The sequence below is a fragment of the Georgenia sunbinii genome (genome assembly GCF_036421875.1).
In the GTDB taxonomy this organism is placed as follows: domain Bacteria; phylum Actinomycetota; class Actinomycetes; order Actinomycetales; family Actinomycetaceae; genus Georgenia_B; species Georgenia_B sunbinii.
Genome location: NZ_JAZGOL010000005.1, coordinates 273,463 through 296,987, shown reverse-complemented (window position 1 = coordinate 296,987; position 23,525 = coordinate 273,463). Strand labels below are relative to the sequence as shown.

Here is a 23,525-nt window from a genome sequence, read left to right as displayed (position 1 = left end):
GGCCGGGTCGTACGAGGGTGCGGGGACCGTGACTGTCACGGCTCGTGCGCTGGAGGGCTTCGAGCTGGCCGACGATGCGACCACCGAGTGGTCGCACACCTTCAGCACCGACGGCGGCGGGCCGGTACCGCCGTCGAAGGCGCTGGAGTTCCACCTGAGCAACGGCTGGAAGGGCGTCACCGACCTCTTCTTCAAGTACGGCCGCTCGGTGGACGAGGTGTTCATCGGCGACTGGGACGGCGACGGCGTCGACACCATCGCGCTGCGGCGCGGCAACGTGTTCCACGTCACCAACGGCAACCAGGGCGGAGACGCCGACCTGGTGTTCAGCTACGGCCGGGCCGGCGACGTGGTGCTCGTGGGCGACTGGAACGGTGACGGCCGCGACACCTTCGCGGTCCGCCGTGGCAACGCGTACCACGTGAAGAACCGGTTGGTCGGCGGCGACGCCGACGTCGTCGTGCACTACGGTCTGGCGACCGACGAGGTGCTCGTCGGCGACTGGGACGGCGACGGCAGCGACTCCTTCGCCGTTCGTCGTGGCGCGACCTACCACGTGAAGAACGCCATCGCTCCGGGCGACGCCGACCGCGTCGTCACCTACGGGCGGGCCGCGGACATCACGCTGGCAGGGGACTGGGACGGCGACGGGAACGACACCTTCGCCATCCGTCGTGGTGCGACCTACCACGTGAAGAACTCGCTCAACGGTGGTGACGCGGACATCCGCGTGACCTTCGGCCGGGCGAGCGACGACGTCATCGTGGGCGACTGGGACGGCAACGGCACCGACACCCTCGGTGTCCGTCGTCCGGGCCTGCCCGTCGCGCCGACGACGTTCGCCTGGCAGGTGAGCGCCTTCTGACACGGCGGTAGCCAGCAGCAGGGGGCCCGCAGCCACGACGGCTGCGGGCCCCTGTGCGTGCCCGGCGTCGCGCCAACCGGGTCGACCGCAGCCGCGCCATCTCGCGGGTCCGACGCCCCGCCCGGGCGGGACCGGTCCGCTGCTAGCGTCCCGGTAATGCCGCCGAGAACCCAGCCGATGACGCCGATGCGTTCGCGGCAGCAGTACGTCGCACGCGCCCTGGACCAGGCCTGGACCCAGGGCGGGATGACGCTACTCGTCCACGGCCTGCCGGGCATGGGCAAGACCTTCCTGCTGCGCGAGATGGTTCGCCAGGCGCAGCGGGACGCCCGGTGGGCGGTGACCTACGTCAGCGCCGACGAGGTCGAGCACGGCGAGCCCTACAGCTTCGTCGAACGCCTGCTGGCGAGCGGGCTGGCCCCGGACTGGGACTTCCAGCCAGACGCCCGGACACAGCCGATCCCCGTCGCGCAGGAGTGTGTGCGCCGGCTGACCCGCCAGGACGCCACGGCCGGCCACGTCGTCGTCATCGACGACGCGCACTGGATCGACGCCGAGTCGGTGACGGTGCTGCGCTACCTCATCCCGCGGGTCGCCCGGCGCAACGTGCTGGTCGCCGTCGGCGCGCGCAGCCCGCACCAGCCCGGCTCGATCGACGAGCACCTGGCGCAGTCCATCGCCGGTAGCCCGCTCGACGACGTCCACCACGTCATGCCGCTGACGGAGGAGGAGATCCGAGTGCTGGCGGTCGACCGGTTCGGGGTGGGGATCGCGCAGCGCACCGCCCAGCTGCTCCGCAACCAGACCGGTGGCTCGTTCCTCGCGGTCGACGGCGTCCTCGCCCAGCTGACCCCCGCGGAGGTCGCCCAGCTCCACCTCACCTGGGAGATCCCGATCCGGGGGGCGGACCCGGCCCGCAACCCGCTACTGAGCCGCTACCGGAGCCTGAGCCCGCAGGGCCGGGCGACCACCGAGATCGTCTGTCTCGCCGGCCACGAGATCTCACGCGCCGACCTGACCACCGCGGCCGCCACGCTCGGCGAGCCGGTGCACCTCGAGGAGTCCATCGGCGTCGGCGTGCTCTCGGAGTCCGGCTTCGGGGCGACGATCATCCCGGCGCACGCTCTGGTGGCCCACGCCGTGCGGGGGACGGTCGAGCCCGGCCGGGCAGAACGCGTGTTCCGGGTGCTTGCCGAGGTGACCGACGGCTACCGCTCGGTCCGCCACGCGTTGCGGGGCGCCCGGCAGTGGGACGACGGGCTGCACGAGCAGCTCGACCGCTACGTGCGCGACGCCGTCGAGCACGGAGGGTTCGGCAACGCCAGCGAGGTGCTGCGCGGCGCTCTCACCATCGCCCCGGCCGGCGACGTCCGGCAGCAGCTGCTCGTCGACCTGTGCCTGGTCAACCTGCGCGACAAGAGCGGGTACCTGCTGCTCGACCTGCTGCCCGAGCTGGAGCAGCTGCCGCCGAGCCTGCTGCGGGAGTTCCTCGTGATCATGGTCGGGGCGCACCGCGTCGACCAGCCGTTCGCGCACGAGCGGGTCGCCGCCATGCTGCTCGCGCCGAGCGCAGGTCCGGACGACCGCACGATCCAGGCGTTCCTGGCCTTCATGCTCGTGCTGATGACGATGCGCAGCGGGGACCCGTCCCCGGCCATGGGCCTCATCGCCCAGGCGCAGGCGCTGTTCGCGCTGGCACCCACCCACCCGGCCGAGCTGACCGACCCGAGGCTCGGCTGGATGGTGGCGCCGCGGGAGTACTCGCTGCTGCTGGCGAGCTACGAGCTGGTGCACTTCCAGCGCGAGCACGACATGGCGCAGGTGCGGCGGTCCCTGACGGCGCTGCGAGGCGACATCGACGCCATGCCGGCCGGGCCGATCAAGGTCGACGCGCTGGTGAGCGTNTACGAGCTGGTGCACTTCCAGCGCGAGCACGACATGGCGCAGGTGCGGCGGTCCCTGACGGCGCTGCGAGGCGACATCGACGCCATGCCGGCCGGGCCGATCAAGGTCGACGCGCTGGTGAGCGTCGCGGGCGCCGAGGCCGCGACCGGTGACCTCCCGGCGGCCCGGGCGACCGCCGCGGCGGCGGTCGAGCTGCTCGACCGGGTCGCCAAGCCGTGGGCGGCCGGGACGGCCCGGTCCGTGCTGGCCGACTGCCTCGTGCTGCTGGGGGAGCTCGGTGCGGCAGCCGACCTGGTTGCCGTCATCGAGGACATCTCCTACGACGTGCTCGACGTCGAGTCCCGGCCGATGTGCGCGGCACTGCGGGCGTACATGGCAGCGATGACCGGCACGGGGGACCCCGCCCGTCACGCCGAGCAGGCGCGGGTGCTCGACGAGATCGTCTGGGAGGGCTACGCGCCGGACATGGGGGTGATGGCGGCCTGCGAGGTGGCCCGTGCCGGCGGCGACCCGGCCGCGGTGCTGGCGGCGTCCGGCAGCACCCGGGCCGCGACGATCGTCAACACCCGGCGTGGCTTTCTCACCTACCGCGCCCACGCGATGATCACCCTCGGTGACCTCGACGGCGCGCAGGCGCTCATCGGGGACCTGGCGCGGTGGCGGGGGACCCGCTGGCACGAGTACTGGGGCACGCTGGCCTGGCTGGAGGCCCGGCTGGCCCAGGCTCGTGGCGATCATCCGCGGGCGGAGCAGCGCTACCGCGAGGCGCTGGAGAACCGCACCTACCCGCTGCCGACCGCGCTGACCTTCCTCGACCACGGGGAGTTCCTCATCGCGCGGGGGCGCCCGCGCGAGGCGCGAGGGGCGTTGCTGTCCGCCTGCGCGGTGCTCGACCGGATCGGCGCCGCGGCCTACCTGCCGCGGGCCCGGGCGGCCCTGGAGCTGCTCGACGACGAGGACCACCTCGAGCACCGCCGGCTGGTCGGCGAGCTGACGTCGCGGGAGGAGGAGATCTCCCGCCACCTGGCCGACGGCTGGTCGAACCGGCAGATCGCCGACGCGCTCGTCGTCTCCCAGGCCACCGTGCGGTTCCACGTCTCGAACGTGCTCCGCAAGCTGCAGATCTCCTCGCGGGCGGAGGTCGCACGAGTGCTGCACGGGCCCGGCCGGGCCCGAGGCTCAGCTCAGCTGCGTCCGGCGCAGCCGGGCGGCGGCGACGAGCGCCGTACCGACGACGGCGAGCAGCAGCGCGACCCAGCCGCCGGCGACCGAGGCGCCGGTAGCCGGCAGCTGCTCGGTGCTGCTGACCTCGTGCTGCACCGGCTCCTCGTCCGCGGCCGGCGGCGGCGTCTGGTCACGAGGCGTCTCGTCGTCCGCGGGCGGCGGGGCCGGCTCCTCCTCGTCGGGGGTGTCCCCCGGGGGCGGCGGAGGCGGCTCCTCGTCGACGACGACCGTCTGGCGCACCTCGTCGAGGTCGGTGTGCGTGGCCAGCAGCACCTCACCGGGCTGGACGGAGCGGGCGGCGGGCCGGTCGGCGCCCTGGAGGTAGAGCCGCTCGAAGACTACGAGGGTCGTGCCGGCGTAGCCGGCAGGCACCTTGAAGTCGACCGACACCACGCCCGAGGACGTCTGCGCGACGAACTCGGTCTCGCCGGTGATCCCGGTCGGCTCACCCGTCGCGTGGTCCATCACGTCGCCGCGCAGCGTGTACCGGTCGCCGACCCGCAGGCCGGAGTAGGCGACGTCGTCGCGAAGCGTGGCGCCACCGGGGGCGAGGATCTGGTCGAGGTCGAGCAGGTCGTACGCGTCGGTCTCGATCGCGGGCCGGTAGACCGTCTGTCCCTCGTCGTCGATGTCGGCGTGGGACGCCACCGGGCGGCCGTCGGTGGACAGGTGCTCGAACACGACGATGACCTCCCCGTGGAGCAGGCCGGCCGGGACCTCGAAGGTCAGCTCGACCGAACCCGCGGGCTCGGCCGGCGTGAACCGGGTGGTCGCGGTGATACCGGTCGGCCGCCCCTCGCTGCCGTCGCGAAGCATCAGCTCGCCGTCCAGCTGGTACTCGGTGCCGGGCAGCAGTCCCTCGTACCGGACGGTGTCCACCACGACGGCCGGGCCGTCCTCGGGCAGGAAGCTGTCGCCGTCGTGCCCGTCGCGGGCGGTGGTGGCGAGGGTGGGGACGGCGGCCCAGTCGACGGCCGCCGTCGTCGAGACACGTGCCTGGTCGCTGCGGGCGATCATCAGGGTCTGCGAGCGCGGGTCGGTGTTGGTGACGAGCATGCCGGTGCGCTGCGGGCCGACGATGCTGGCGGTGAGGGTGGCGGCACCGGCGGGGGCACCGGCGGGCACGTCGAGGAAGAGGTCGGTGCCGGTGGGGACGCGGTCGACGTCGACCGGGACGCCGTCGGCGTCGACGAGCGGGTAGGTGGTGCTGGCGTCCACGACGACGGTCGGCTCGGTGGCCACGAACCGGATCGGGCCGACGCGGGTGCCGGCGACCCCGTTGTGCTGCGCGGGCTCGGCCGAGATCGCCGGGCCCTCGACCTCGGACAGGCCGACGTTCGCGGCGCCGGTGAGGTAGTCCACCAGGGCGCCGACCCGCTGCGCGGGCGCGGAGGTGGTGTCGGTCTCCCAGTCGGTGACGATGCCGCGGTAGGTGTACCCGGCCGCTGCCGGTGCGGAGTCGGTGAAGGACCAGATCGCGGCCTGCGTCCCGGCGATCGCCTCTTGCGCGGTGAGGCCCGCGATGCCCGACCGGGCGGCGAGCTCGGCGACGGTGACCTGCGGGTAGGACTGCATGACGATCCAGCCGACGTGCTCGCGCACCCGGGCGTCGGTGGCGAAGTTGTTCGTCCCGGGGAAGTCGTCCCAGCCGCCGACCGTCATGTCGATGTCGTACCGGGCGCCGACGGACAGCTCGATGCAGTAGGCGAGCTGGTCCGGGGCGTCACCCGGCTGGGTGTAGAGCGGGAACAGTGTGGTCCTGGTCGGGCCGGACGAGGTCTGCAGCCGGAGGCCGGTGTGCGCCTCGTCGGTGGACCCCATCCGTGGGTAGCCGGCCGGGAACGGGTCGGCGGTCGCGGAACCGGCGGGCAGCCAGAACATCGCGGCCAGCAGGGTGATGATGGCGAAGACGATCCCCGCGCGGCGCGCGGGACGTGGGATGGCGGAGTTCAACATGGTTGCGACGTTACGAAGCACCGCCTGAGTCGTCCCTAGCCGAACGGCTAGGTTCGGCGCGAGTGTTCGCGCCGGGTGGCCTCGCGGGCCCCCGGTCGTGCGACGGGGCTCAGGCGCCCCGGAGCACCGCGACGAGGAACCCGGCGTCGGCGCTGAACGGCCGCAGGTCCCACGTCGAGAGCAGCAGGTCGGGCGCGAGCCCGGCGGACCCGGCGTCGTCGAGGAACTCCTCGAACTCGTAGCCACGGCCCGCGCCGAAACCGATGGCGGCGCGGCCCTCGGGGCCCAGCTGGGCACGGATCCGGCGCAGCACCTCGCGCCTGGTGCTCGGCGCGAGGAAGGTCATCACGTTACCGGCGCACACGACCGCGTCGAACGGCTCCGTGACGCCGACGGCGGCGAGGTCGAGCTCGGCGAGGTCCTGCGTGAACCACCGGGCGCCGGGGTGGTCCTCCGCGGCGGCGGCGACGAGCGTCGGGTCCACATCCACGCCGACGACGTCGTGGCCGGCCCGGGCGAGGAAGCCCCCGACCCGACCTGCCCCGCAGCCGGCGTCGAGGACGCGGGCGTCGCGGGGGACCATCGCGTCGATGAACCGTGCTTCGCCGGCAAGGTCCTCGCCCGCGGCAGCGAGCGCGCGGAACCGTTCGATGTACCACGTGGAGTGTCCCGGGTTGGCCTCGATCATCCGGGTCCATGCACTGGGTTCGGTCATGCCCCCATCATGCCCACCCGGCGAGCGGCGGCGTGGCGGTGCCCGGCCGGCTCAGTCCCGGTCGGGCAGGAAGAGCATCTCCACCCCGAGCACGATGCCACGGATCGGTAGTGGATGAGTCGCGCGCTCGGATGTCGATGCTGAAGAAGATCAGGAGGACGGCCAGGAACGAGATCAGGCTGACCATCCCGCTGGACGGCATTGGCTGCATGCCCGCCGACCCTAGCGGTGCCGGCGGTCGGCGGTGGAGGGCCGCGCTCGTCGAGCCGACCGCCGTGGCGGGCGGCGGGCGTGTCCCGAGGCGTCGCGCGACGTGGGATCCTGGCCGCAGAGTCTCTTGCCGACAGAGGGAGCCAGGTCATGGCGCAGGGTCAGGGCGCTGCCGCGCCACGCCGGGTGAGCGTGTGGATGCCGGTGGCGCTCGGCGTCGTCATCCTCGGGCTGGTCGTCGCGCTCGTCGTGGGCCGCGGCGCGGACGGCGGCGACGGCACCGCAGCCGCGGAGCCGACGAGCCCGACGAGCCCAGCGACGCCGCAGCCCGCCACGCCGTCGCCGACGGCGGACGCTGAGCCGACCACCGTGCCGGAGCTCGCGCGTCGCCTCGAGGGTGACGTGATGGCGGTCGGCGCCGTCGACGCCCCGGTCGTGCTTATCGAGTACGCGGACTACCGGTGCCCGTTCTGTGCGAAGTTCGGCCGCGAGACGCTGCCGACGATCCTCGAGGAGTACGTCGAGAGCGGTGAGGTCCGCGTCGAGTGGCGCGACATGCCGATCTTCGGCGCGGAGTCCGAGCTGGTGGCCGTCGCGGGACGCGCCGCCGGCAACCAGGAGAGGTTCTGGCAGTTCCAGACCGTGGTGTTCGATGCCGCACCCGAGAGCGGGCACCCCGACCTGCCCCGCGACGTCCTCGTCGAGCTCGCCCGAGAGGCGGGCGTGGCCGACCTCGCGCTCTTCGAGCAGGACCTCGACGACCCCGCGCTGCTCGCCGCGGTCCGGGCCGATGCCGCCGAGGGCCAGGCGGTCGGCGTCACCAGCGTCCCGGCGTTCGTCGTCGGCGGTACGCCGTTCCTCGGCGCTCAACCCATCGAGGTCTTCCGTGAGGTCATCGAGAGCGAGCTCGCGGCGGTGGGCTGAGCGCTCGACTCGCGGCCGGGGCGCCTGCGGCAGATGCTGGACGTCCGACCCCGACGAGAGGACGACGTCATGCCCGGCAAGCAGGACCCCGGCCCGAGCATCAAGGACAAGGAGCTCTACGAGGAGCTGCGCGACGAGGGCAGCTCCAAGGAGAAGTCCGCCCGGATCGCCAACGCCGCCGCTGCCAGCTCCCGCAGCGACGTCGGCGAGAAGGGCGGCAGGTCCGGCTCTTACGACGACTGGACGGTCGACGAGCTGCAGGACCGCGCGAAGGAAATCGGCATCGAGGGCCGGTCCTCGATGAACAAGGACGAGCTCATCGCGGCGCTGCGCGACCACTGATCGCGCCGCAGGGTGCGGCCGGGGGGCCGGTGCGGTAGGACTGTGAGGGATGAGCACCCCCCTGGAGGACTACGCCCTGCTGTCCGACCTGCGCACCGGCCCGCTGGTGTCGCGCGACGGCAGCATCGACTGGCTCTGCCTGCCGCGCTTCGACTCCCCGGCGGTGTTCTCCGCCATCCTCGGCGACGCCGACGACGGCAGGTGGCTGCTGCGCGCCATCGACGGCGAGGTCGTGGAACGGCGCTACCTGCCGCAGACCTTCGTGCTGGAAACCACCTGGCAGACCCCCACCGGCAGGGTCCGGGTCACCGACTTCCTGCCCCCGAGCACTACCCAGGGCGACCTCGTCCGGCGGGTCGAGTGCCTGGCCGGCGAGGTGGACGTGGAGCACGACCTCCGGCTGCGGTTCGACTACGCGCGTGCCACGCCCTGGACGCGGCAGGTGGAGCTCGCCACGGGCGAGCGGGCCATGCTCGCGCTGGCCGGGCCGGATGCCATCCTCGTCACCGGGCCGATGCTGCACTGGCCCGACGAGGGCGAGCACGAGGACGCCGGCGGTGATGACGGCGACCGGGCGAGCGACGCGACCCACGCCTCTGCGGCCCAGCCCGGCGGCCACCAGGAGCCCGGACCGGAGGAGGGCGGCCGGGCGCCGCGGCTGGTCGGGACCTTCCGGCTGCGCGAGGGAGACGCGCTCGACTGGGACCTCACCTGGTTCCCCTCCTTCCGCGAGCCGCCCGAGCCGCCCGACGCGGACCAGGCCTTCGCGGAGACCGTCGAGTTCTGGACGGCGTGGTCCTCGCAGCTGGAGGTCCACACCGGGCACCAGCCCATCGTGCTGCGCTCACTGCTCGTGCTGCGCGCCCTCACCCACTCGGAGACCGGCGGCATCGTCGCCGCGCCCACCGCGTCGCTGCCCGAGCTGTTCGGCGGCGGGCGCAACTGGGACTACCGGTACACCTGGTTGCGGGACGCCGCCTTGACCATCGAGGTGGCCATCGGCCACGGGCTGACGGAGGGGGCGACGCTGTGGCGCGACTGGCTGCTGCGCGCGGTGGCCGGTGACGCCGCCGACGTGAGGATCATGTACGGGCTTGGCGGGGAGCGGGACCTCATCGAGCTCGAGCTCGACCACCTCGCCGGCTACGAGGGCTCACGCCCGGTGCGCATCGGCAACGGCGCGGCCGACCAGTACCAGGCCGACGTCGTCGGGGAGGTGATGATCGCGCTGCACGAGCTGCGGGAGGCCGGCGTCGCCGAGGACGAGTACACCTGGGGCCTGCAGAAGAGCCTGCTGAAGTACGCCGGGGACAACATCGACCGCAAGGACCACGGGATCTGGGAGATGCGCGGGGACACGCACTACTTCACCCACGGCCGGGTGATGATGTGGGCCGCCTTCGACCGTGGCATCCGCGCGGTCGAGGAGCGCGGCCACGACGGCCCGGTGGACCGGTGGCGCGAGCTGCGCGACCGGCTGGCCGCGGAGATCGAGGAGCACGGCTTCAACGAGGAGCTCGGCAGCTACAACCAGACGTACGCCAACACCGAGGTGGACGCCTCGCTGCTGCAGCTGCCGCACACCGGCTACCTGCGCTACGACGACCCACGGATGCTCGGGACGGTGGCGCGGATCGAGCAGGACCTGGTGATCGAGCCGGGCCTCGTCCACCGCTACCGCACGGCCGCCGCCATCGACGGCCTCGAGGGCGGGGAGTACCCGTTCCTCATGTGCAGCTTCTGGCTGGTCGAGCAGTACGCCAGCAGCGGGCGCCTCGAGGAGGCGGAAGAGATCATGGCGTGGCTCGTGGGCCGGGCCAGCGACCTCGGGCTGCTCGCCGAGGAGTATGACCCGGCGACCGGGCGGCTGGCCGGGAACTACCCGCAGGCGTTCAGCCACCTCGGACTCATCCGGGCGGCCGACGCCATCAAGGCCGCCGCGCCAGGTCGATGACCTCCTACGGTTTCCACGCCTCCCACGAGCAGATCGCGCCCTCGCAGCTGCTCCGCGACGTCCAGCGGGCCGAGCGCGCGGGCTTCGCGATGGCGATGTGCTCGGACCACTTCGCACCGTGGTCGGTGCGGCAGGGGAACTCAGGGTTCGCCTGGTCGTGGCTCGGCGCGGCGCTGGCGACGACGGACCTGCGCCTGGGCACCGTGACCGCGCCTGGCCAGCGCTACCACCCGGCGGTCGTCGCGCAGGCCTCGGCTACCGTGGCGGAGATGTTCCCGGACCGGTTCTGGCTGGCGCTCGGCTCCGGGCAGAACATGAACGAGCACATCACCGGGGACAAGTGGATCGGCAAGGACCTGCGCCAGGATCGCCTCGAGGAGTGCGCCCGGATCATTCGCCGGCTCCACGCAGGTGAGGAAGTGACCCACCGGGGGCACGTCGTCGTCGACCGTGCCCGTGTCTACTCGCGGCCCGAGGTGCCGCCCCGGCTCATCGGCCCGGCGCTGTCCCCGGCGACGGCGGCGCGCGCCGCCACCTGGGCCGACGGCCTCATCACCATCAACGCCGAGCTCGCCACGATGACCGAGGTCGTCGCCGCCTACCGGCGCCACGGCGGGGCGGGGCCGCTCGCGCTCCAGGTCCACCTGTCGATCGCGCCCAGCATGCGTGAGGCTCGCGACATCGCGCGGGACCAGTGGCAGAACCACCCGTTCCCCGAACCCGTCAGCCATGACACCGCCACGCCGGAGGACTTCGACAAGATCGGCCAGTTCGTGCCTGACGAGGCGATCGCCGGCGCCGTCGTCGTTACCGACTCGGTGGCCGACCTCGTCACCCAGCTGCGCGAGTACGAGCGGCTCGGCTTCGAGGAGATCTACCTGCACCACGTCGGCCAGGACCAGGCGCCGTTCCTCGAGCTGGCCGAGCAGGAGCTGCTCCCGGCGCTCGCGGGGCGCTGACCACCGCCGCCACAGCCACTTAGTGCACGGCGCGGTGACCATGCTGCGGGCGCGGTGAGCAACGACACCGCAGGAATAGATGCATGCTGCACGTACCTGACCTAGAGTGACTCCTCGTGACCGACAACCCCCGCCCCCAGTCCTTCGAGCGTCTGGTCGACGCGCTGGGCGATCTCGTCCGCCGTAACCGCAACCTCAGCGTCGCCCTCGCCCGGGACACCGGCCTCTCGGCCAGCCAGGTGGCGGTCATCGGCGTGCTCGGCGGGCTGGGCGAGGTGCGGATCGCCGAGCTGGCGGAGGAACTGTGGGTGGACCCGTCGGTCGTCAGCCGTCACCTCGGCCCGCTGGAGAAGACCGGCTGCATCGAGCGGCGGCCCGACCCCGACGACGGCCGCGCCGCGCTCATCCGGCTGTCCACCACCGGCGAGGAGATCAGGGCGCTGGTCCGCAGCAAGCGCCGCGACCACCTCGAGCGCGCTCTGGAGAGCTGGCGCACCACTCAGATCGACACGCTCGCCGACGCGCTCAGCACGATCGGTGAAGCGCTCGGCGAGTTCCGTGGCGACGCCCGCGTCCTGCCCACGACCACCGGCTCGGAGGAGAGCGCCTGATGGCCGCGCCCGACACCCCCGGCGGCCGCTTCGGCCGCACCCGGCGCACCCCGGAGGAGCTCGCCGCGCACCAGCAGATCATGAAGGTCTTCACCGGCCTGCTCCTCGCGCTCTTCGTCTCGATGCTCTCGGCCACCATCGTCGGCAACGCGCTGCCGGTGATCATCGCCGACCTCGACGGCAGCCAGCTGCAGTACACCTGGATCGTCACCGCCTCGCTGCTCGCGATGACCGCGAGCACCCCGATCTTCGGCAAGCTCGCCGACCTCTTCGACAAGAAGAAGCTGCTGCTGTTCTCGATCGTGCTGTTCAGCATCGGCTCGCTGCTCGCCGGCTCCGCGCAGAGCGCCGAGACCCTCATCGCCTACCGGGTGATCCAGGGCGTCGGGATGGGCGCGCAGATGGCGCTCGTGCAGACGACGATCGCCTCGATCATCTCCCCGCGGGAGCGCGGGAAGTACAACGGCTACATGGGCGCCGTGATGGCGGTCGCCACCGTCTCCGGCCCGCTCATCGGCGGCATCATCGTCGACACCCCGTGGCTGGGCTGGCGCTGGACCTACTGGAGTGCCGTCCCGTTCTCGATCATCGCGATCTGGGTGCTGTACCGGCGCCTGGTGGTGCCGCCGAGCACCCGCCGCAAGCCGAAGATCGACTACTGGGGCGCTGCCCTCATCGTGCTGTCGGTGACCCTGCTGCTGCTGTGGCTCTCGTTCGTCGGGACGGTCTTCCCGTGGGTGTCGTGGCAGAGCGTCGCGATGGTCGGCGGCGCGATCCTGGGAACGGTGGCGTTCGTGCTCGTCGAGCGGCGCGCCGTCGAGCCGGTCGTGCCGATGTGGATCCTCACCGAGCGCACCACCGCGCTGAGCATCGTCGCCAGCTTCGCGGTGGGCACCGTGATGTTCGCCGCCCCGGTCTTCCTCGGCCAGTACTTCCAGATCGGCCGGGGCTATGGCCCGGCGCCTGCCGGCCTGCTCATCACCCCGATGATGATCGGGGTGTTCATCGCCTCGACCGTCGCCGGGCGGCTGGTGAGCCGTCGGGGCACCTGGAAGCGGTACGTCGTCGGCGGCATCGCCATCCAGGCCGCCGGGGTGCTGCTGATGGCGACGGTCGGCGCGACGACGCCGCTGTGGCTCATCGGTATCTTCCTCGCCCTCATGGGGGTGGGGCAGGGGGCGTCGATGCAGAACCTCGTGCTCGCCGTCCAGAACACGGTGCGGCTGGAGAACATGGGGGTGGCGAGCTCGGCCGTCGCGTTCTTCCGGTCGCTCGGCGGCGCGATCGGCGTGCAGGTGCTCGGTGCGGTGCTCTCCGCCCACATCGGGACGCTGCTCGCCACCCGGCTGGTGGCCGCCGGGATCGACCCGTCCACGGTGGCCGCTGACCAGCTGGACGTCGCCGCGCTGCCCGACGGCGCCGAGCAGATCGTCCGTGAGACCTACGGCGACGGGATGGCGATCATCTACCTCGTCATGGGGCTGATGGCGCTCATCGCCCTCGCCGCGGCGATCGCGATGCGCAACTCGACGCTGCGTGACACCGTCGACATGGAGGTCAAGCGGGTGGTCGACGACGTGCCGCCACCGGCGACGGAGGGCCGGGACACCGCTGCGCCGGAGCGCCGGGGCACCGCCGGTAGCGATGGCGTCGTGCAGCAGCGAGACGCGGCCGCCGAGGGGCGGGACGTCGCGCGGGGGGCGGGCGACGACGGGCGCCCGACAGGCTAGCGACCGCCGAGCCGATCGGCGGTCCAGCCGATGACGGTGCGCTCGTACGTCTCGCGTGCCGGCTGCCGTGACAGCGCGAGGTCGTGGACCCCGCCGTCGATCTCGACGACGCTCACGTCGGGTCCCACGAGCGGCGCCCGCTCGACCATGTGCGCGACGTCCAGCACGCAGTCGGCGCCGGTGAGCTCCTCGCGCGACGGCCGCTTCGGCGAGCCCGACCGCGTCGAGCAGCAGACGAGCACCGGCACCGTGACGTCCAGGCCGGCCGCCAGCGCGGCCTGCGCCCGGCGCACCGCGGAGAACGTCCCGGCGCGCATCGGGAACCCGTCGAACGGCTTCCACGCGAGGTCGTAGTCCCAGGCGCCGCCGGTGGTCCGGTGCAGCGAGCGGCCGTAACCGGGGTCCAGCCCGCCGACGGGCAGGCTCGGCAGCCAGCGGGCGAGCAGGTGGACCAGCGGCGTCAGCAGCGCACGCTCGGCCCAGGGCCCGTTGTGCTCGAACCACGGGCTGTTGAGGACGACGGCGTCCACCGCCCCCGGGTGCCGGTCGGCGTACCCGACGGCGATGAGCCCGCCGGTGGAGTGGCCGAGCAGCACGACCTCGTCGTGGCCGTCGGCGAGGATCTGCCCGATCGCGGCGTCGATCTCCTCGTCGTGGTCGCGAAGGTCCCGGATGTCGGCCGGCCGGGAGACGCCGACCGACGCCCGCCCGCTGCGTCGCAGGTCCAGCGCGTAGAAGTCCGTGCCGGCGGCGATCCACCGCTCGGCGTGCTCGGCCTGGAAGAAGTAGTCGGTGAAGCCGTGGAGGTAGAGCACCGCGCGCCGGCCGGCCGTGGGCTCCGCCCGGTGCACGAGCACCGCGTACGGCGCCGGCCCGTAGTAGGCGGACGGGCGCAGCGTGATCCGGCGCTGCCGCCACGGCTCGGGCAGCACGTCAGGGGTGGCGACGTCGACTGGCGGCATGGCGCGATCATCCCAGCCGCCGACCCAGGAGGCCAGGTGACCGGCTGCCGTGGCGGCTGGGAGGATGACGGCGATGACTACTCGAGCTGCGTCCCGCCCCGTCCTCGGCGCCGTCGTCGGTGCTCTCCTGCTCGCCGGCTGCTCCGGGCAGGGCACCGAGCCCGAGCCTGAGACGACGACCCCGGGACCTGACGCCGTCGTGGTGGCCCCGGAGGTGACGATCCCGCAGACCCGCGCCGGTACCGCGACCCAGTGGGTGCTCGACCAGCTCGCGGCCCCCGAGGGACCGGCGGCCGAGGAGGTGGCGGAGCGCTTCGAGGAGCGCTTCCGGGAGCAGGTGCCGGACGAGGACCTCGCCGCAGTCTTCGACCAGCTCCGTGCCTCCGGACCGTTCACGGTCGAGGGGTACAGCGGCACCGAGGACGACGCTCAGCTGCCGCTGGCTGGTCCCGTCGACCGGTTCGTCCTTCACCTCGGCACCCAGCCGGACGGCCGGATGAGCGTGCTGTTCTTCGAGATCGCCGAGCCGGTCCCCGAGGTCACGAGCCTCGATGACCTCGACGCCGCGCTCGCGGGGCTGCCGGCCGAGACCTCGGTGCTCGTCGCCGAGGTCGACGACGGCACCTGCCGCCCGCTGCTCGCGCGCGACGCCGACGTGGTGCGGCCGATCGGCTCGATCGTCAAGCTCTACGTGCTCGACGCCGTGCGGTACGCCGTCGCCGACGGCGAGCTCGGCTGGCAGGACACCCTCACGCTCACCGACGACCTCCGGTCGCTGCCCTCGGGCACGCTGCAGGGCGAGCCGACCGGCACCGAGGTGACCGTCGAGGACGCCGCGGCCGCGCTGATCGCGATCAGCGACAACACCGCCACCGACCTCCTCATCGATGCCGTCGGACGGCCCGCGGTGCTCGCGGCGGCCGAGCGGCTCGGCCATCACGACCCCGACCTCCTGACGCCGCTCATCACCACCCGCGAGATGTTCCAGCTCGGCTTCACCGAGCGTGAGCTGCGCCGGCGGTGGGCCGCCGCCGACGATGCGGAGCGCCAGGCGCTGCTCGACGGGCTTCCCGGCGGCGACGTCGTCATCGACCAGGCGCGCGCCGCCGACGTCGTCTGGGACGACGACCTCGACTGGTTCGCCACCGCCGAGGACCTCTGTCGCGCGCACGTCGGCCTGCAGGAGGAGACCGCCGAGCTCGAGGCGGTGCGCGGCATGCTCGCCGCCAACCCGGGCATCGAGGTGCCCGCCGGCTGGGAGCACGTGGCGTTCAAGGGCGGCAGCTCGACCGGTGAGATGGCAGGCTCGTGGTACCTGGAGCACGAGGACGGCCGGCAGATCGTGGTCGTCGTACAGATCGCCGGCGAGGACATCGCCTCGGTGCCCGACGCCGGGTGGATGGTCGACGTTGTCGCGCAGGCAGTCGAGGTGCTCGGCGAGGAAGGTGGGCAGTGATGCGACGGAGCCACGCGATCGTCTCCGGCCGCGTGCAGGGCGTCGGCTACCGGCTGTCGTGCGTACGGCAGGCGGAGGCACTCGGCGTCGCCGGCTGGGTGCGCAACCTGCCCGACGGCACCGTCGAGGCGGTGCTCGAGGGGGAGGACGACGCCGTCGCGGGCGCGCTGCGCTGGCTGCACGACGGGCCGTCCGGTGCGCGCGTCGAGCGTGTCGAGGTCCGCGACGAGGAGCCGCTCGGCGAGCAGGGCTTCACGCAACGCTGACCGGTGGGCTGGCCGATCGGTGCTGGTGTCAGAGCTGTTGGCCGAGGATCGTCACCGCGTAGGGGACCCCCGAGTTGCTCCACACGAAGCCGTAGCCGACGTGGGTGTACTCGTCGTCGAGCATCCACGGCCAGTGGCCGTCGGACTCCGTCCACCAGGTGTGCATCCAGCTGAGCAGGTTGTTGAAGTTCATGTTCATCCCGCCGGTGTTGCGCACGACGAGCTCGCTGGTGCGGCCCCATCCGCCCGGGGCCTGGACCTGGGCGCGGTAGTTCGGGTTGTGCCGCACCGCGTCGATCGACTTCAGCTGGTTGGCCCAGCCCTGCGCGACGCTCTGCAGGTGGTTGTTGTACTCCAGCCGGGGCAGGCCCTTCGCCGCGCGGAACTGGTTGATGAGCGCGAACAGCGTGCTGCGCGCGGTGGCGGTGTCCCCGTTCGAGACGGGTGGCGGTGTCGGCGTCGGCGTGGGGCGCGGGGTGGGCGTGGCCGTGGGGCTCGGCGTCTGGGACGGCGTCGGGCGCGGCGTTGCCGACGGGGTGGGACTGGGAGCCGGCTGCGGTGTCGCGGACGGGCTGGGCGCCGGTGCCGGGGTCGCCGACGGGGTGGGCGCGGGGGTGGCCGTGGCCGACGGGGTCGGCTCGGGCGTGGTCGGCTCGGGTTCCGGGGTGGTCGGCTCCGGCTCCGGCTCCGGCTCGGGTTCCGGCGTTGTCGGCTCGGGCTCGGGCTCGGGCTCGGGCTCGAGCTCGGGCGTGGTCGGCTCCGGCTCCGGCGTGGGGCTCGGCTCCGGCTCGGTGGGCTCCTCGGTCGCCACGACCGCGGGCTCGGCGGAGGGCTCTTCGGCCGGTAGCGCGACGTCGGGCTCGGCCTCGTCAGGGCGTGCGACGGCCTCACCCTCGCCAGGTCCGGCGAAGGTGGCCTCCTCGTCGCCGGGGCCGGCGACGGAGACGTCGTCCTCGGGACTGACCTTGGGGGTCGTCGGCGGCAGCGCGCGAGAACGGGACGCGCGGGGCTGGTCGAAGGCGGCGGTGCGGGCCTTGGCGGCGTTGTCACCGGACGCGGCGCTGTCCTCGCCCGCGGTGACGATCTGCTCGCTCACCTGCTGCTCGACGTAGACGTCGAGCGGACGGGTGAGCGCGCTGCGCTGCAGCGGAGCCTCGACCGGCCGTGCGGCGACCATCCCGGTGGCCTCGAGCGGCAGCAGCAGCCACCCGGGGATCGACGGGGCCGCGGTCACCGTGCTGGCGAGCACTGCGAAGGTCAGCAGCCCGGCGAGCAGAACGGTGCTGAAGCGGCCGACGATCCGGCGCCCCCGGCGGGGCGGCACAGAGCCAGGGCTCGCGGCAGCTGACACGTCGTCTCCTCAGAAGGTCGGGGCCCGTGCCGATCCGTCCGAGAGGACGCCGGCACCGAGTTCCTCGCGAAAGACTAATGCACATCTGTCACATAGAAAACTCTTGCAACATCAGTCACATGAATAACAGGCATGTCGTTTCCGCTGCCCGCACAACAAAGCAGCGGGGAACTTTCGTCAGTGCATGACTGACGAAAGTTCCCCGCTGTGAGCGGTCGTTGCAGGTGGTCGGTGCGCGTGACCTCAGACGATGCCGTAAAGGCGGTCGCCGGCGTCCCCGAGGCCCGGCACGATGTAGGCGTTCTCGTCGAGCCGCTCGTCGACAGCCGCAGTGACGATCGTCACGTTGCCACGGTCGCCCACGCTCGCCTCCACGGTGCGCAGACCTTCGGGTGCGACGAGCAGGAAGATGGCCGTCACGTCACGCGCGCCGCGCTCCAGCAGGTACTCGATGGCCATGACGAGCGTGGCGCCGGTGGCGAGCATCGGGTCCAGCACGAACACCTGGCGTCCGGAGAGGTCGTCGGGCAGCCGGTTGGCGTAGGTGATCGCCTCGAGCGTGGTCTCGTCGCGCTGCATGCCGAGGAACCCGACCTCGGCGGTCGGCAGCAGGCGTGTCATGCCGGCGAGCATCCCGAGCCCGGCGCGGAGGATGGGCACCACGATGGGCCGGGGAGCAGCGAGGTGGATCCCGGTGGTCTGCGCCACCGGTGTGTGCACCTCGATCCGCTCGGTGCGCACCTCACGGGTGGCCTCGTACGCCAGCAGCGTGACGAGCTCGTCGACGAGCAGTCGGAAGGTCGGTGACTCGGTGCGCTGGTCACGCAGCACGGTGAGCTTGTGGGCGATGAGCGGGTGATCGGCTACGTGCAGGCGCATGGATAGAACGTACCCGGTACCGGCGGGGTCGCGGGAGGATGGGGTCATGAAGCGGTGGGCGGCGGCCATGGCGCAGGCTCTCGACGAGGCACGTCGGGCACCCGAGACGGGCGACGTGCCGGTCGGGGCGGTTGTCCTCGGGCCGGACGGTGCCGTGCTGGCCGCCACCCGCAACCGTTGCGAGGCCGATTCCGACCCCACCGCGCACGCCGAGATCCTCGCGCTGCGGCAGGCCGCGGCGGTCCGCGGTGATCTTCGGCTCACCGGCTGCACGCTGATCGTCACCCTCGAGCCGTGCACGATGTGCGCCGGCGCGATCGTGCTCGCCCGGGTGGCCCGGGTGGTGCTCGGGGCATGGGACCCGAAGGCGGGTGCGTGCGGGTCGGTGCGTGATGTGGTCCGTGACGGCCGGCTCAACCACCGGGCGGAGGTTGTCGGCGGGGTCGAGGCGGAGGTCAGCGCCGAGCTGCTGCGCGGATTCTTCGCTGCGCGCCGGTCGCCCACCGGGTGAGTCGCGGCGGCGGGTGGTCGGTGCTGGCCCGTGGCTCAGCTGCCGGGCAGCACCCGGGCGAGCAGCGGCAGCACCCGGCTGGCGCCGGCCTCGACCTTGACCGCGGCGAGGTCGTCCCCGCGGGAGGGGCCTCGGCTGACGATGACGATCGGCTTGTCCTCCTTGGCGGCCTGCCGCACGAACCGCAGCCCGGACATCACCGCCAGCGACGAGCCGACCACGAGCAGCGCGTCGGCCTCCTCGACCATCGTCCGCGCGGCGGTGACCCGCTCCGGCGGCGTGGTTGCGCCGAAGAACACCACGTCGGGGGAGAGCACGCCGCCGCAGCGCGGGCAGTCGGCAACCACGAAGTCGCCGGTGCTGGCGAGCACCGCGTCAGCGTCCGGCGCCACCTCGACGTCCACGACGCTCGCCATCCGCTCCCGCCAGCCCGGGTTGAGGGCGACGAGCATCGCGTCGTGCTCCTCGCGCGGGATGACCAGCCGGCAGTCGAGGCAGACGATGCGGTCGTAGCGCCCGTGGAGGTGCACGACGTTGCGTGACCCGGCGCGGACGTGGAGCAGGTCGATGTTCTGCGTGATGACGCCGTTCACCACCCCGGAGCTCTCGAGCTCGGCCAGCGCCATGTGCCCGGCGTTCGGCGCCACCTCCAGGAGGTGGCGCCAGCCGAGGTGGTTGCGGGCCCAGTAGTGGCGGCGGAAGGTGGGGCCGGAGAGGAACTGCTGGTAGGTCATGGGAGTGCGCGGCGGCGAGCCGGGGGAGCGGTAGTCCGGCACCCCGGAGTCGGTGGAGATGCCGGCGCCGGTGAGCACCGCCGTCGTGCGGCCAGCGAGAGCGTCGATGATCGGCGCGGTCGCCGCCTCGATGTCCGCGGGTTCGGGACGCAGGGCGTCGGCGGGTGGGGCGACGATGCGGGGCGGCAGGTGTCTCACGTTCCCGAGGCTACGGGGCCGCGCCACGAAGCTCGCGTCGGTCGCCGAGCCGCGCCGGCGGGTGTGACGTGGGCCTCCGGCTTGGGCGCAGCCGCTCCCGCCGGGTAGCATTGCCCGCCGAGGTAGCGTGTCCGAGCGGCCGAAGGTGCGGCACTCGAAATGCCGTGTGGTTCATAGCCACCGTGGGTTCAAATCCCACCGCTACCGCGTGTGGAAGGGCCCCTCGGCATCCCGAGGGGCCCTTCTTGTCTCCCTGCGGTGCCGGGCTCAGTGGCCGGCGACCTCGTTGAGGGTGCGCAGCAGCTCCCGGAATCTCTTCTCGCCCTCGTCGCTGAGCCGCACGAGTGTGTGCCCGTAGCGGTTCTTGCGTTCCTTGGTGACCTCGACCAGTCCGCGTTCCTCGAGGTCGCGGATGATCTTGGACAGGTCGGGGGTGGACAGCCCGGTCGACTCCTGGAGCGCGGGGTAGTCCGCCTGCTCGACCTGGTTGAGGTGGGCGAGCGTGACGAAGCGCTTGGGGGCGAGGAGGTGTGGGTCGAGCTCTTGATAGGTCACGTCGGCCTCAGCGGCGGATCAGTAGGATGACGTAGAACACCAGCCAGGCGACCGGGGCGAGCCCGGCAAGGATGAACGCCTCTGGGAGCGGCGCTGTCTCGCCCCGGGTGATACCTCGCCAGACCGGCACCAGCAGCCAGGCGGTGAAGACCGCGGTCGGCAGGATGGTGGTGCGCAGTCGCGGCTCGTTCACGCGCTGGATGCGACCGGTGAGCCAGGCGTTGGCCATTGCGATCGCTGCAAGCGCGGGGATGGTGGCCCACCAGGGCCTGCCGGAGAGGGCGAGCAACCCCGAGGCCAACGCGAGGACGATCGTGAGCCCAGCGCTGAGGTGGTCCGTCGGCCCGAGCTGCCGTCTCGGCCGGCTCGGCAATGAGGCGAGCAGCGCGCGGGCACGCTCCGGCGTCACTCCGGTGCCGGGGGTGTCCTCTGTGGTTGCGGTCCATTCGTCCATGGCGCAACCGTTGCACCTAGTTGCAAGAAGTGCAAGTAGCTTCGATTCGAGGTCAGAGTGCCTCGGTCACCTCGCGTAGCGCTCGACGAAGTTCGCCAGGATCCGGTGCACCGCGCCGACGTCGGCGGCCGCCACCTCCCGGTGGACGGCGGCGAACTCCTCGGGCGGGAAGTAGCCGGCGTGCCGGTAGGTCTCCATCCGCTCGACGAGAGCGTCGAGCGTGAGCTCGGGGTGGAACTGGGTGCCGTAGAGGTTCTGCCGGACCCGGAACATCTGGACCGGGCAGCGGGCCGAGCCAGCAAGGACGGTCGCGGTCGCCGGCAGATAAGCGCAGGCCTCCTTGTGTCCCACGTACGCCTGGAAGCTCTCCGGCAAACCGGCGAGCAGCGGGTCGCGCCGTCCGGCGTCGGTGAGGGTCACCATCGGCGCGCTGATCGGCTCCCCGTAGGTGTCGTCGATGACTCCGCCGATGTGCCGGCCCAGCGTGCCGACCCCGTAGCAGGCGCCGAGGAACGGGAAGTCGCGATCGATGAGCTCGTCGAGCAGCTCGGCGAGCTCGGCCTCCACCCGACGCTGGGTGTCACTCTTGTGCTCGTCGGGGATCGACGTGGTGAACGGGCTGCCACCGACGATGATCCCGGAGTAGCCGTCGAGGTCGATGTCCGGCATCGGCGTCGCCTCGAGCCGGACCCGGTGCAGCTCGGACTCCGTCAGCCCGCCGTGGCGCAGGAGTGAGGCGTACTCGGTGTCGGCGACGGCGTCCTCGGACCGGGTTGCCAGCAGCAGGAACGGCTTCACAAGACGGCACGCTACCGCTGCTCAGAGGGAGTTGAGCACCAGTTGCAGGACGAGGACGGCGAGCCACACGGCGGTCATCAGGTAGCCGAGGACGAGGCCCGCCACCGCCAGGCCGCGGCCGCCGCGGTAGGAGGTACGCAGCCGGCGCAGCCCGATGTGGCCCAGGAGCACCGCGAACAGGCAGACCGCCGGGACGACGACGCCGACCAGGCCGAGCACGAGCGAGGCGACCGCAGCCTGGTCGTTGCGGTACGCCGGGCTGCTGTACCCGGGACCGGCGAGCACCGACTCCCGGTGGCTGCCGCTGACCGCGAACGGCTGTGCCGCTCCGGGCGCCGCTCCGCCGGAGCCGGGCCACGGGGCAGCCGACGCGGCGGCGGACGGGTGCGGCTGCGCCGGTTGCCGCGGGTGGACCGGCCGGTACGGGTCGGCAGGTCCGGAGCGGTCGGCCGGCGCCGGAGCGTCGGCAGCGCGCCGCTCGTGCCCCGGCGGCGCCCACGGTGCCGCGGACGGATCGGGGCGGACGTCGTCGTCGGTCATCGTGTGCCTCCCGGGAGCAGCCTGCCACGACCTCGGACGATCGAGCCCTGCGGCTACCCAGGCCCGCTAGTCTGCGCGTCACCACGAGCGGCGATGAGAGGTAGGAGCCATGGCAATCTGGCGCGTGCACGGAGATGGTGTCAACGTCGGGCCGGGCGACGTCGTCGCCCCCGGTGAGCGGCTCAGCTGGCCGCGGACGATCGGGATCGGCGCCCAGCACGTCGTCGCGATGTTCGGGGCGACCTTCCTCGTACCGCTGCTCACCGGCTTCCCGCCGGCGACCACGCTGTTCTTCTCGGCGATCGGGACGCTCGGCTTCCTCCTCATCACCCGCAACCGGGTGCCGAGCTATCTCGGCTCCAGCTTCGCGTTCATCGCGCCGATCGGCGCGGCGACCGAGATCGGCGGCATGTCGGCCGCCCTTGGCGGGATCCTCATCACCGGGGTCCTCCTCGCGCTCGTCGGGCTGCTCGTGCACTTCGCGGGGGCACGCTGGATCGACATCGTCATGCCGCCGATCGTCACCGGCACGGTCGTCGCGCTCATCGGGTTCAACCTGGCGCCGTCGGCCTGGAACAACGTGTCCGCGGCGCCGGTGACGGCGCTGGCGACGATCGCGGTCGTCATCCTCGTGACCGTGCTGTTCCGCGGGATCCTCGGGCGCCTGGCCATCCTCGTCGGCGTCCTCGCCGGCTACCTCGTGGCCGTGCTACGCGACGAGGTCGACTTCACCGCCGTCGGCGAGGCGTCCTGGATCGGGCTGCCGCAGTTCACCGCGCCCACGTTCGAGCTGTCGGTGGTCGGGCTGTTCGTGCCGGTGGTCATCGTCCTCATCGCCGAGAACGTCGGTCACGTGAAGTCCGTCGCGGCGATGACGGGGGAGAACCTCGACGACGTCACCGGCCGCGCACTGTTCGCCGACGGCGTCGCTACCACCCTGGCAGGAGCCGGTGGTGGCTCGGGCACCACGACCTACGCGGAGAACATCGGCGTGATGGCCGCGACCCGCGTCTACTCCACCGCGGCGTACGTCGTGGCGGGGCTCGTCGCACTGCTGCTGAGCATGTCGCCGAAGTTCGGCGAGCTCATCAACACCATCCCCGCCGGCGTCCTCGGCGGCGCCGCGACAGTGCTCTACGGGATGATCGGCGTGCTGGGCGCCCGCATCTGGGTGCAAGCCAAGGTCGACTTCTCCGACCCGGTCAACCTCACGACGGCGGGGATCGCGCTCATCGTCGGGATCGCGAACTACACCTGGGTGGCCGGAGACATGATCTTCGAGGGGATCGCGCTGGGCACCGCCGCCGCGCTGGGCATCTACCACGTCATGCGCGCGCTGGCCCGGTGGCGAGGGACGAGCGCCGAGGCCGTCAGCCCGGCGTCGGTCCCGCAGCCGCGCGAGCCGGAGGAGGCACCGCGCGACTGA

20 protein-coding genes, 1 tRNA gene and 2 pseudogenes are annotated in these 23,525 nt (G+C 72.5%); 13 read left to right on the top strand and 10 right to left on the bottom strand.

From position 1 onward, the window contains the following. Together V2J52_RS14135 and V2J52_RS17065 are read left to right on the top strand one after the other, a co-directional pair. Positions 1-865 (top strand): annotated as a pseudogene (locus V2J52_RS14135) (hypothetical protein); the annotation flags it as partial. A 156-nt stretch (positions 866-1,021) separates the two neighbouring features. Further along, positions 1,022-3,910: pseudogene (locus V2J52_RS17065) on the top strand (helix-turn-helix transcriptional regulator); the annotation flags it as partial. 39 nt (positions 3,911-3,949) lie between these two features. Here the strand turns inward: V2J52_RS17065 and V2J52_RS17060 are convergent. Continuing rightward, a complete protein-coding gene (locus V2J52_RS17060; protein ID WP_434056433.1) occupies positions 3,950-5,656 on the bottom strand; it encodes a VaFE repeat-containing surface-anchored protein in 1,707 nt (568 codons plus the stop codon). 403 nt (positions 5,657-6,059) lie between these two features. Continuing rightward, entirely contained in the window at positions 6,060-6,665 is a 606-nt protein-coding gene (locus V2J52_RS14125; RefSeq protein WP_331228357.1) for a class I SAM-dependent methyltransferase, read from the bottom strand. 360 nt (positions 6,666-7,025) lie between these two features. Between V2J52_RS14125 and V2J52_RS14120 the strand changes: the two genes are divergently transcribed. The 6 genes from V2J52_RS14120 (at position 7,026) to V2J52_RS14095 (ending at position 13,395) form a co-directional block, all read left to right on the top strand. Beyond that, positions 7,026-7,799 carry a DsbA family protein gene (locus tag V2J52_RS14120; RefSeq protein ID WP_331228356.1) on the top strand — a complete coding sequence of 258 codons (774 nt, stop codon included), beginning with the start codon at positions 7,026-7,028 and terminating at the stop codon, positions 7,797-7,799. A gap of 69 nt (positions 7,800-7,868) precedes the next feature. Next, positions 7,869-8,141, top strand: coding sequence for a DUF7218 family protein (locus tag V2J52_RS14115; RefSeq protein WP_331228355.1), 273 nt, complete (start codon positions 7,869-7,871; stop codon positions 8,139-8,141). Positions 8,142-8,190: 49 nt separating this feature from the next. Beyond that, the gene (locus V2J52_RS14110) at positions 8,191-10,095 is read left to right on the top strand and encodes a glycoside hydrolase family 15 protein (protein WP_331228354.1); all 1,905 of its coding nucleotides are present in this window, start codon (positions 8,191-8,193) and stop codon (positions 10,093-10,095) included. Further along, a complete protein-coding gene (locus V2J52_RS14105) occupies positions 10,092-11,054 on the top strand; it encodes a TIGR03885 family FMN-dependent LLM class oxidoreductase (protein WP_331228353.1) in 963 nt (320 codons plus the stop codon). The genes V2J52_RS14110 and V2J52_RS14105 overlap by 4 nt, the downstream gene beginning before the upstream one ends. Positions 11,055-11,170: 116 nt before the next feature. Then, a complete protein-coding gene (locus V2J52_RS14100; RefSeq protein ID WP_331228352.1) occupies positions 11,171-11,665 on the top strand; it encodes a MarR family winged helix-turn-helix transcriptional regulator in 495 nt (164 codons plus the stop codon). Next, positions 11,665-13,395: an MDR family MFS transporter gene (locus V2J52_RS14095; protein ID WP_331228351.1), complete on the top strand. Its 1,731-nt coding sequence runs from the start codon at positions 11,665-11,667 to the stop codon at positions 13,393-13,395. The genes V2J52_RS14100 and V2J52_RS14095 overlap by 1 nt, the downstream gene beginning before the upstream one ends. On the opposite strand, the gene V2J52_RS14090 is transcribed toward V2J52_RS14095, so the two are convergent. Further along, the gene (locus V2J52_RS14090; protein ID WP_331228350.1) at positions 13,392-14,357 is read right to left on the bottom strand and encodes an alpha/beta hydrolase; all 966 of its coding nucleotides are present in this window, start codon (positions 14,355-14,357) and stop codon (positions 13,392-13,394) included. The genes V2J52_RS14095 and V2J52_RS14090 overlap by 4 nt on opposite strands. Positions 14,358-14,430: 73 nt before the next feature. Between V2J52_RS14090 and V2J52_RS14085 the strand changes: the two genes are divergently transcribed. Continuing rightward, positions 14,431-15,813, top strand: coding sequence for a serine hydrolase (locus tag V2J52_RS14085; RefSeq protein ID WP_331228349.1), 1,383 nt, complete (start codon positions 14,431-14,433; stop codon positions 15,811-15,813). After that, positions 15,813-16,079 carry an acylphosphatase gene (locus V2J52_RS14080; protein ID WP_331228348.1) on the top strand — a complete coding sequence of 89 codons (267 nt, stop codon included), beginning with the start codon at positions 15,813-15,815 and terminating at the stop codon, positions 16,077-16,079. Before V2J52_RS14085 ends, V2J52_RS14080 begins: the two co-directional genes overlap by 1 nt. Positions 16,080-16,107: 28 nt before the next feature. Here V2J52_RS14080 and V2J52_RS14075 read toward each other — a convergent pair whose 3' ends face one another. After that, positions 16,108-17,430: a CAP domain-containing protein gene (locus V2J52_RS14075; protein ID WP_331228347.1), complete on the bottom strand. Its 1,323-nt coding sequence runs from the start codon at positions 17,428-17,430 to the stop codon at positions 16,108-16,110. 243 nt (positions 17,431-17,673) lie between these two features. Then, positions 17,674-18,309: a uracil phosphoribosyltransferase gene (gene upp / locus V2J52_RS14070; protein ID WP_331228346.1), complete on the bottom strand. Its 636-nt coding sequence runs from the start codon at positions 18,307-18,309 to the stop codon at positions 17,674-17,676. Positions 18,310-18,355: 46 nt separating this feature from the next. On the opposite strand from upp, the gene V2J52_RS14065 reads away from it, so the two are divergent. Continuing rightward, positions 18,356-18,820 carry a nucleoside deaminase gene (locus V2J52_RS14065; RefSeq protein WP_331228345.1) on the top strand — a complete coding sequence of 155 codons (465 nt, stop codon included), beginning with the start codon at positions 18,356-18,358 and terminating at the stop codon, positions 18,818-18,820. Positions 18,821-18,855: 35 nt separating this feature from the next. Here V2J52_RS14065 and V2J52_RS14060 read toward each other — a convergent pair whose 3' ends face one another. Next, on the bottom strand, positions 18,856-19,707 hold the full coding sequence (locus V2J52_RS14060; protein WP_491062189.1) for a Sir2 family NAD-dependent protein deacetylase: 852 nt from the start codon (positions 19,705-19,707) through the stop codon (positions 18,856-18,858). Between the two features lie 166 nt (positions 19,708-19,873). On the opposite strand from V2J52_RS14060, the gene V2J52_RS14055 reads away from it, so the two are divergent. After that, positions 19,874-19,959 (top strand) — tRNA-Ser (locus tag V2J52_RS14055). A gap of 60 nt (positions 19,960-20,019) precedes the next feature. On the opposite strand, the gene V2J52_RS14050 is transcribed toward V2J52_RS14055, so the two are convergent. From V2J52_RS14050 to V2J52_RS14035, 4 genes are all read right to left on the bottom strand, one after another. Next, positions 20,020-20,307 (bottom strand): transcriptional regulator, encoded by a 288-nt coding sequence (locus V2J52_RS14050; protein WP_331228344.1) that lies wholly within the window; start codon positions 20,305-20,307, stop codon positions 20,020-20,022. A gap of 7 nt (positions 20,308-20,314) precedes the next feature. Next, a complete protein-coding gene (locus V2J52_RS14045; protein ID WP_331228343.1) occupies positions 20,315-20,761 on the bottom strand; it encodes a hypothetical protein in 447 nt (148 codons plus the stop codon). 66 nt (positions 20,762-20,827) lie between these two features. Next, positions 20,828-21,559 carry a glutamine amidotransferase gene (locus tag V2J52_RS14040; RefSeq protein WP_331228342.1) on the bottom strand — a complete coding sequence of 244 codons (732 nt, stop codon included), beginning with the start codon at positions 21,557-21,559 and terminating at the stop codon, positions 20,828-20,830. Between the two features lie 21 nt (positions 21,560-21,580). Further along, on the bottom strand, positions 21,581-22,099 hold the full coding sequence (locus V2J52_RS14035) for a DUF4190 domain-containing protein (protein WP_331228341.1): 519 nt from the start codon (positions 22,097-22,099) through the stop codon (positions 21,581-21,583). A 109-nt stretch (positions 22,100-22,208) separates the two neighbouring features. Here V2J52_RS14035 and V2J52_RS14030 point away from each other — a divergent pair, with 109 nt between their 5' ends. Beyond that, the gene (locus V2J52_RS14030) at positions 22,209-23,525 is read left to right on the top strand and encodes a uracil-xanthine permease family protein (RefSeq protein ID WP_331228340.1); all 1,317 of its coding nucleotides are present in this window, start codon (positions 22,209-22,211) and stop codon (positions 23,523-23,525) included.

Bases quoted from the DNA above. Each gene is read 5' to 3' on its own strand.
- V2J52_RS17060 (WP_434056433.1), bottom strand. From the start codon at position 5,656: ATGACGGTCGGCGGCTGGGACGACTTCCCCGGGACGAACAACTTCGCC.
- V2J52_RS14125 (WP_331228357.1), bottom strand. From the start codon at position 6,665: ATGACCGAACCCAGTGCATGGACCCGGATGATCGAGGCCAACCCGGGA.
- V2J52_RS14120 (WP_331228356.1), top strand. From the start codon at position 7,026: ATGGCGCAGGGTCAGGGCGCTGCCGCGCCACGCCGGGTGAGCGTGTGG.
- V2J52_RS14115 (WP_331228355.1), top strand. From the start codon at position 7,869: ATGCCCGGCAAGCAGGACCCCGGCCCGAGCATCAAGGACAAGGAGCTC.
- V2J52_RS14110 (WP_331228354.1), top strand. From the start codon at position 8,191: ATGAGCACCCCCCTGGAGGACTACGCCCTGCTGTCCGACCTGCGCACC.
- V2J52_RS14105 (WP_331228353.1), top strand. From the start codon at position 10,092: ATGACCTCCTACGGTTTCCACGCCTCCCACGAGCAGATCGCGCCCTCG.
- V2J52_RS14095 (WP_331228351.1), top strand. From the start codon at position 11,665: ATGGCCGCGCCCGACACCCCCGGCGGCCGCTTCGGCCGCACCCGGCGC.
- V2J52_RS14090 (WP_331228350.1), bottom strand. From the start codon at position 14,357: ATGCCGCCAGTCGACGTCGCCACCCCTGACGTGCTGCCCGAGCCGTGG.
- V2J52_RS14085 (WP_331228349.1), top strand. From the start codon at position 14,431: ATGACTACTCGAGCTGCGTCCCGCCCCGTCCTCGGCGCCGTCGTCGGT.
- V2J52_RS14080 (WP_331228348.1), top strand. From the start codon at position 15,813: ATGCGACGGAGCCACGCGATCGTCTCCGGCCGCGTGCAGGGCGTCGGC.
- upp (WP_331228346.1), bottom strand. From the start codon at position 18,309: ATGCGCCTGCACGTAGCCGATCACCCGCTCATCGCCCACAAGCTCACC.
- V2J52_RS14065 (WP_331228345.1), top strand. From the start codon at position 18,356: ATGAAGCGGTGGGCGGCGGCCATGGCGCAGGCTCTCGACGAGGCACGT.
- V2J52_RS14045 (WP_331228343.1), bottom strand. From the start codon at position 20,761: ATGGACGAATGGACCGCAACCACAGAGGACACCCCCGGCACCGGAGTG.
- V2J52_RS14035 (WP_331228341.1), bottom strand. From the start codon at position 22,099: ATGACCGACGACGACGTCCGCCCCGATCCGTCCGCGGCACCGTGGGCG.
- V2J52_RS14030 (WP_331228340.1), top strand. From the start codon at position 22,209: ATGGCAATCTGGCGCGTGCACGGAGATGGTGTCAACGTCGGGCCGGGC.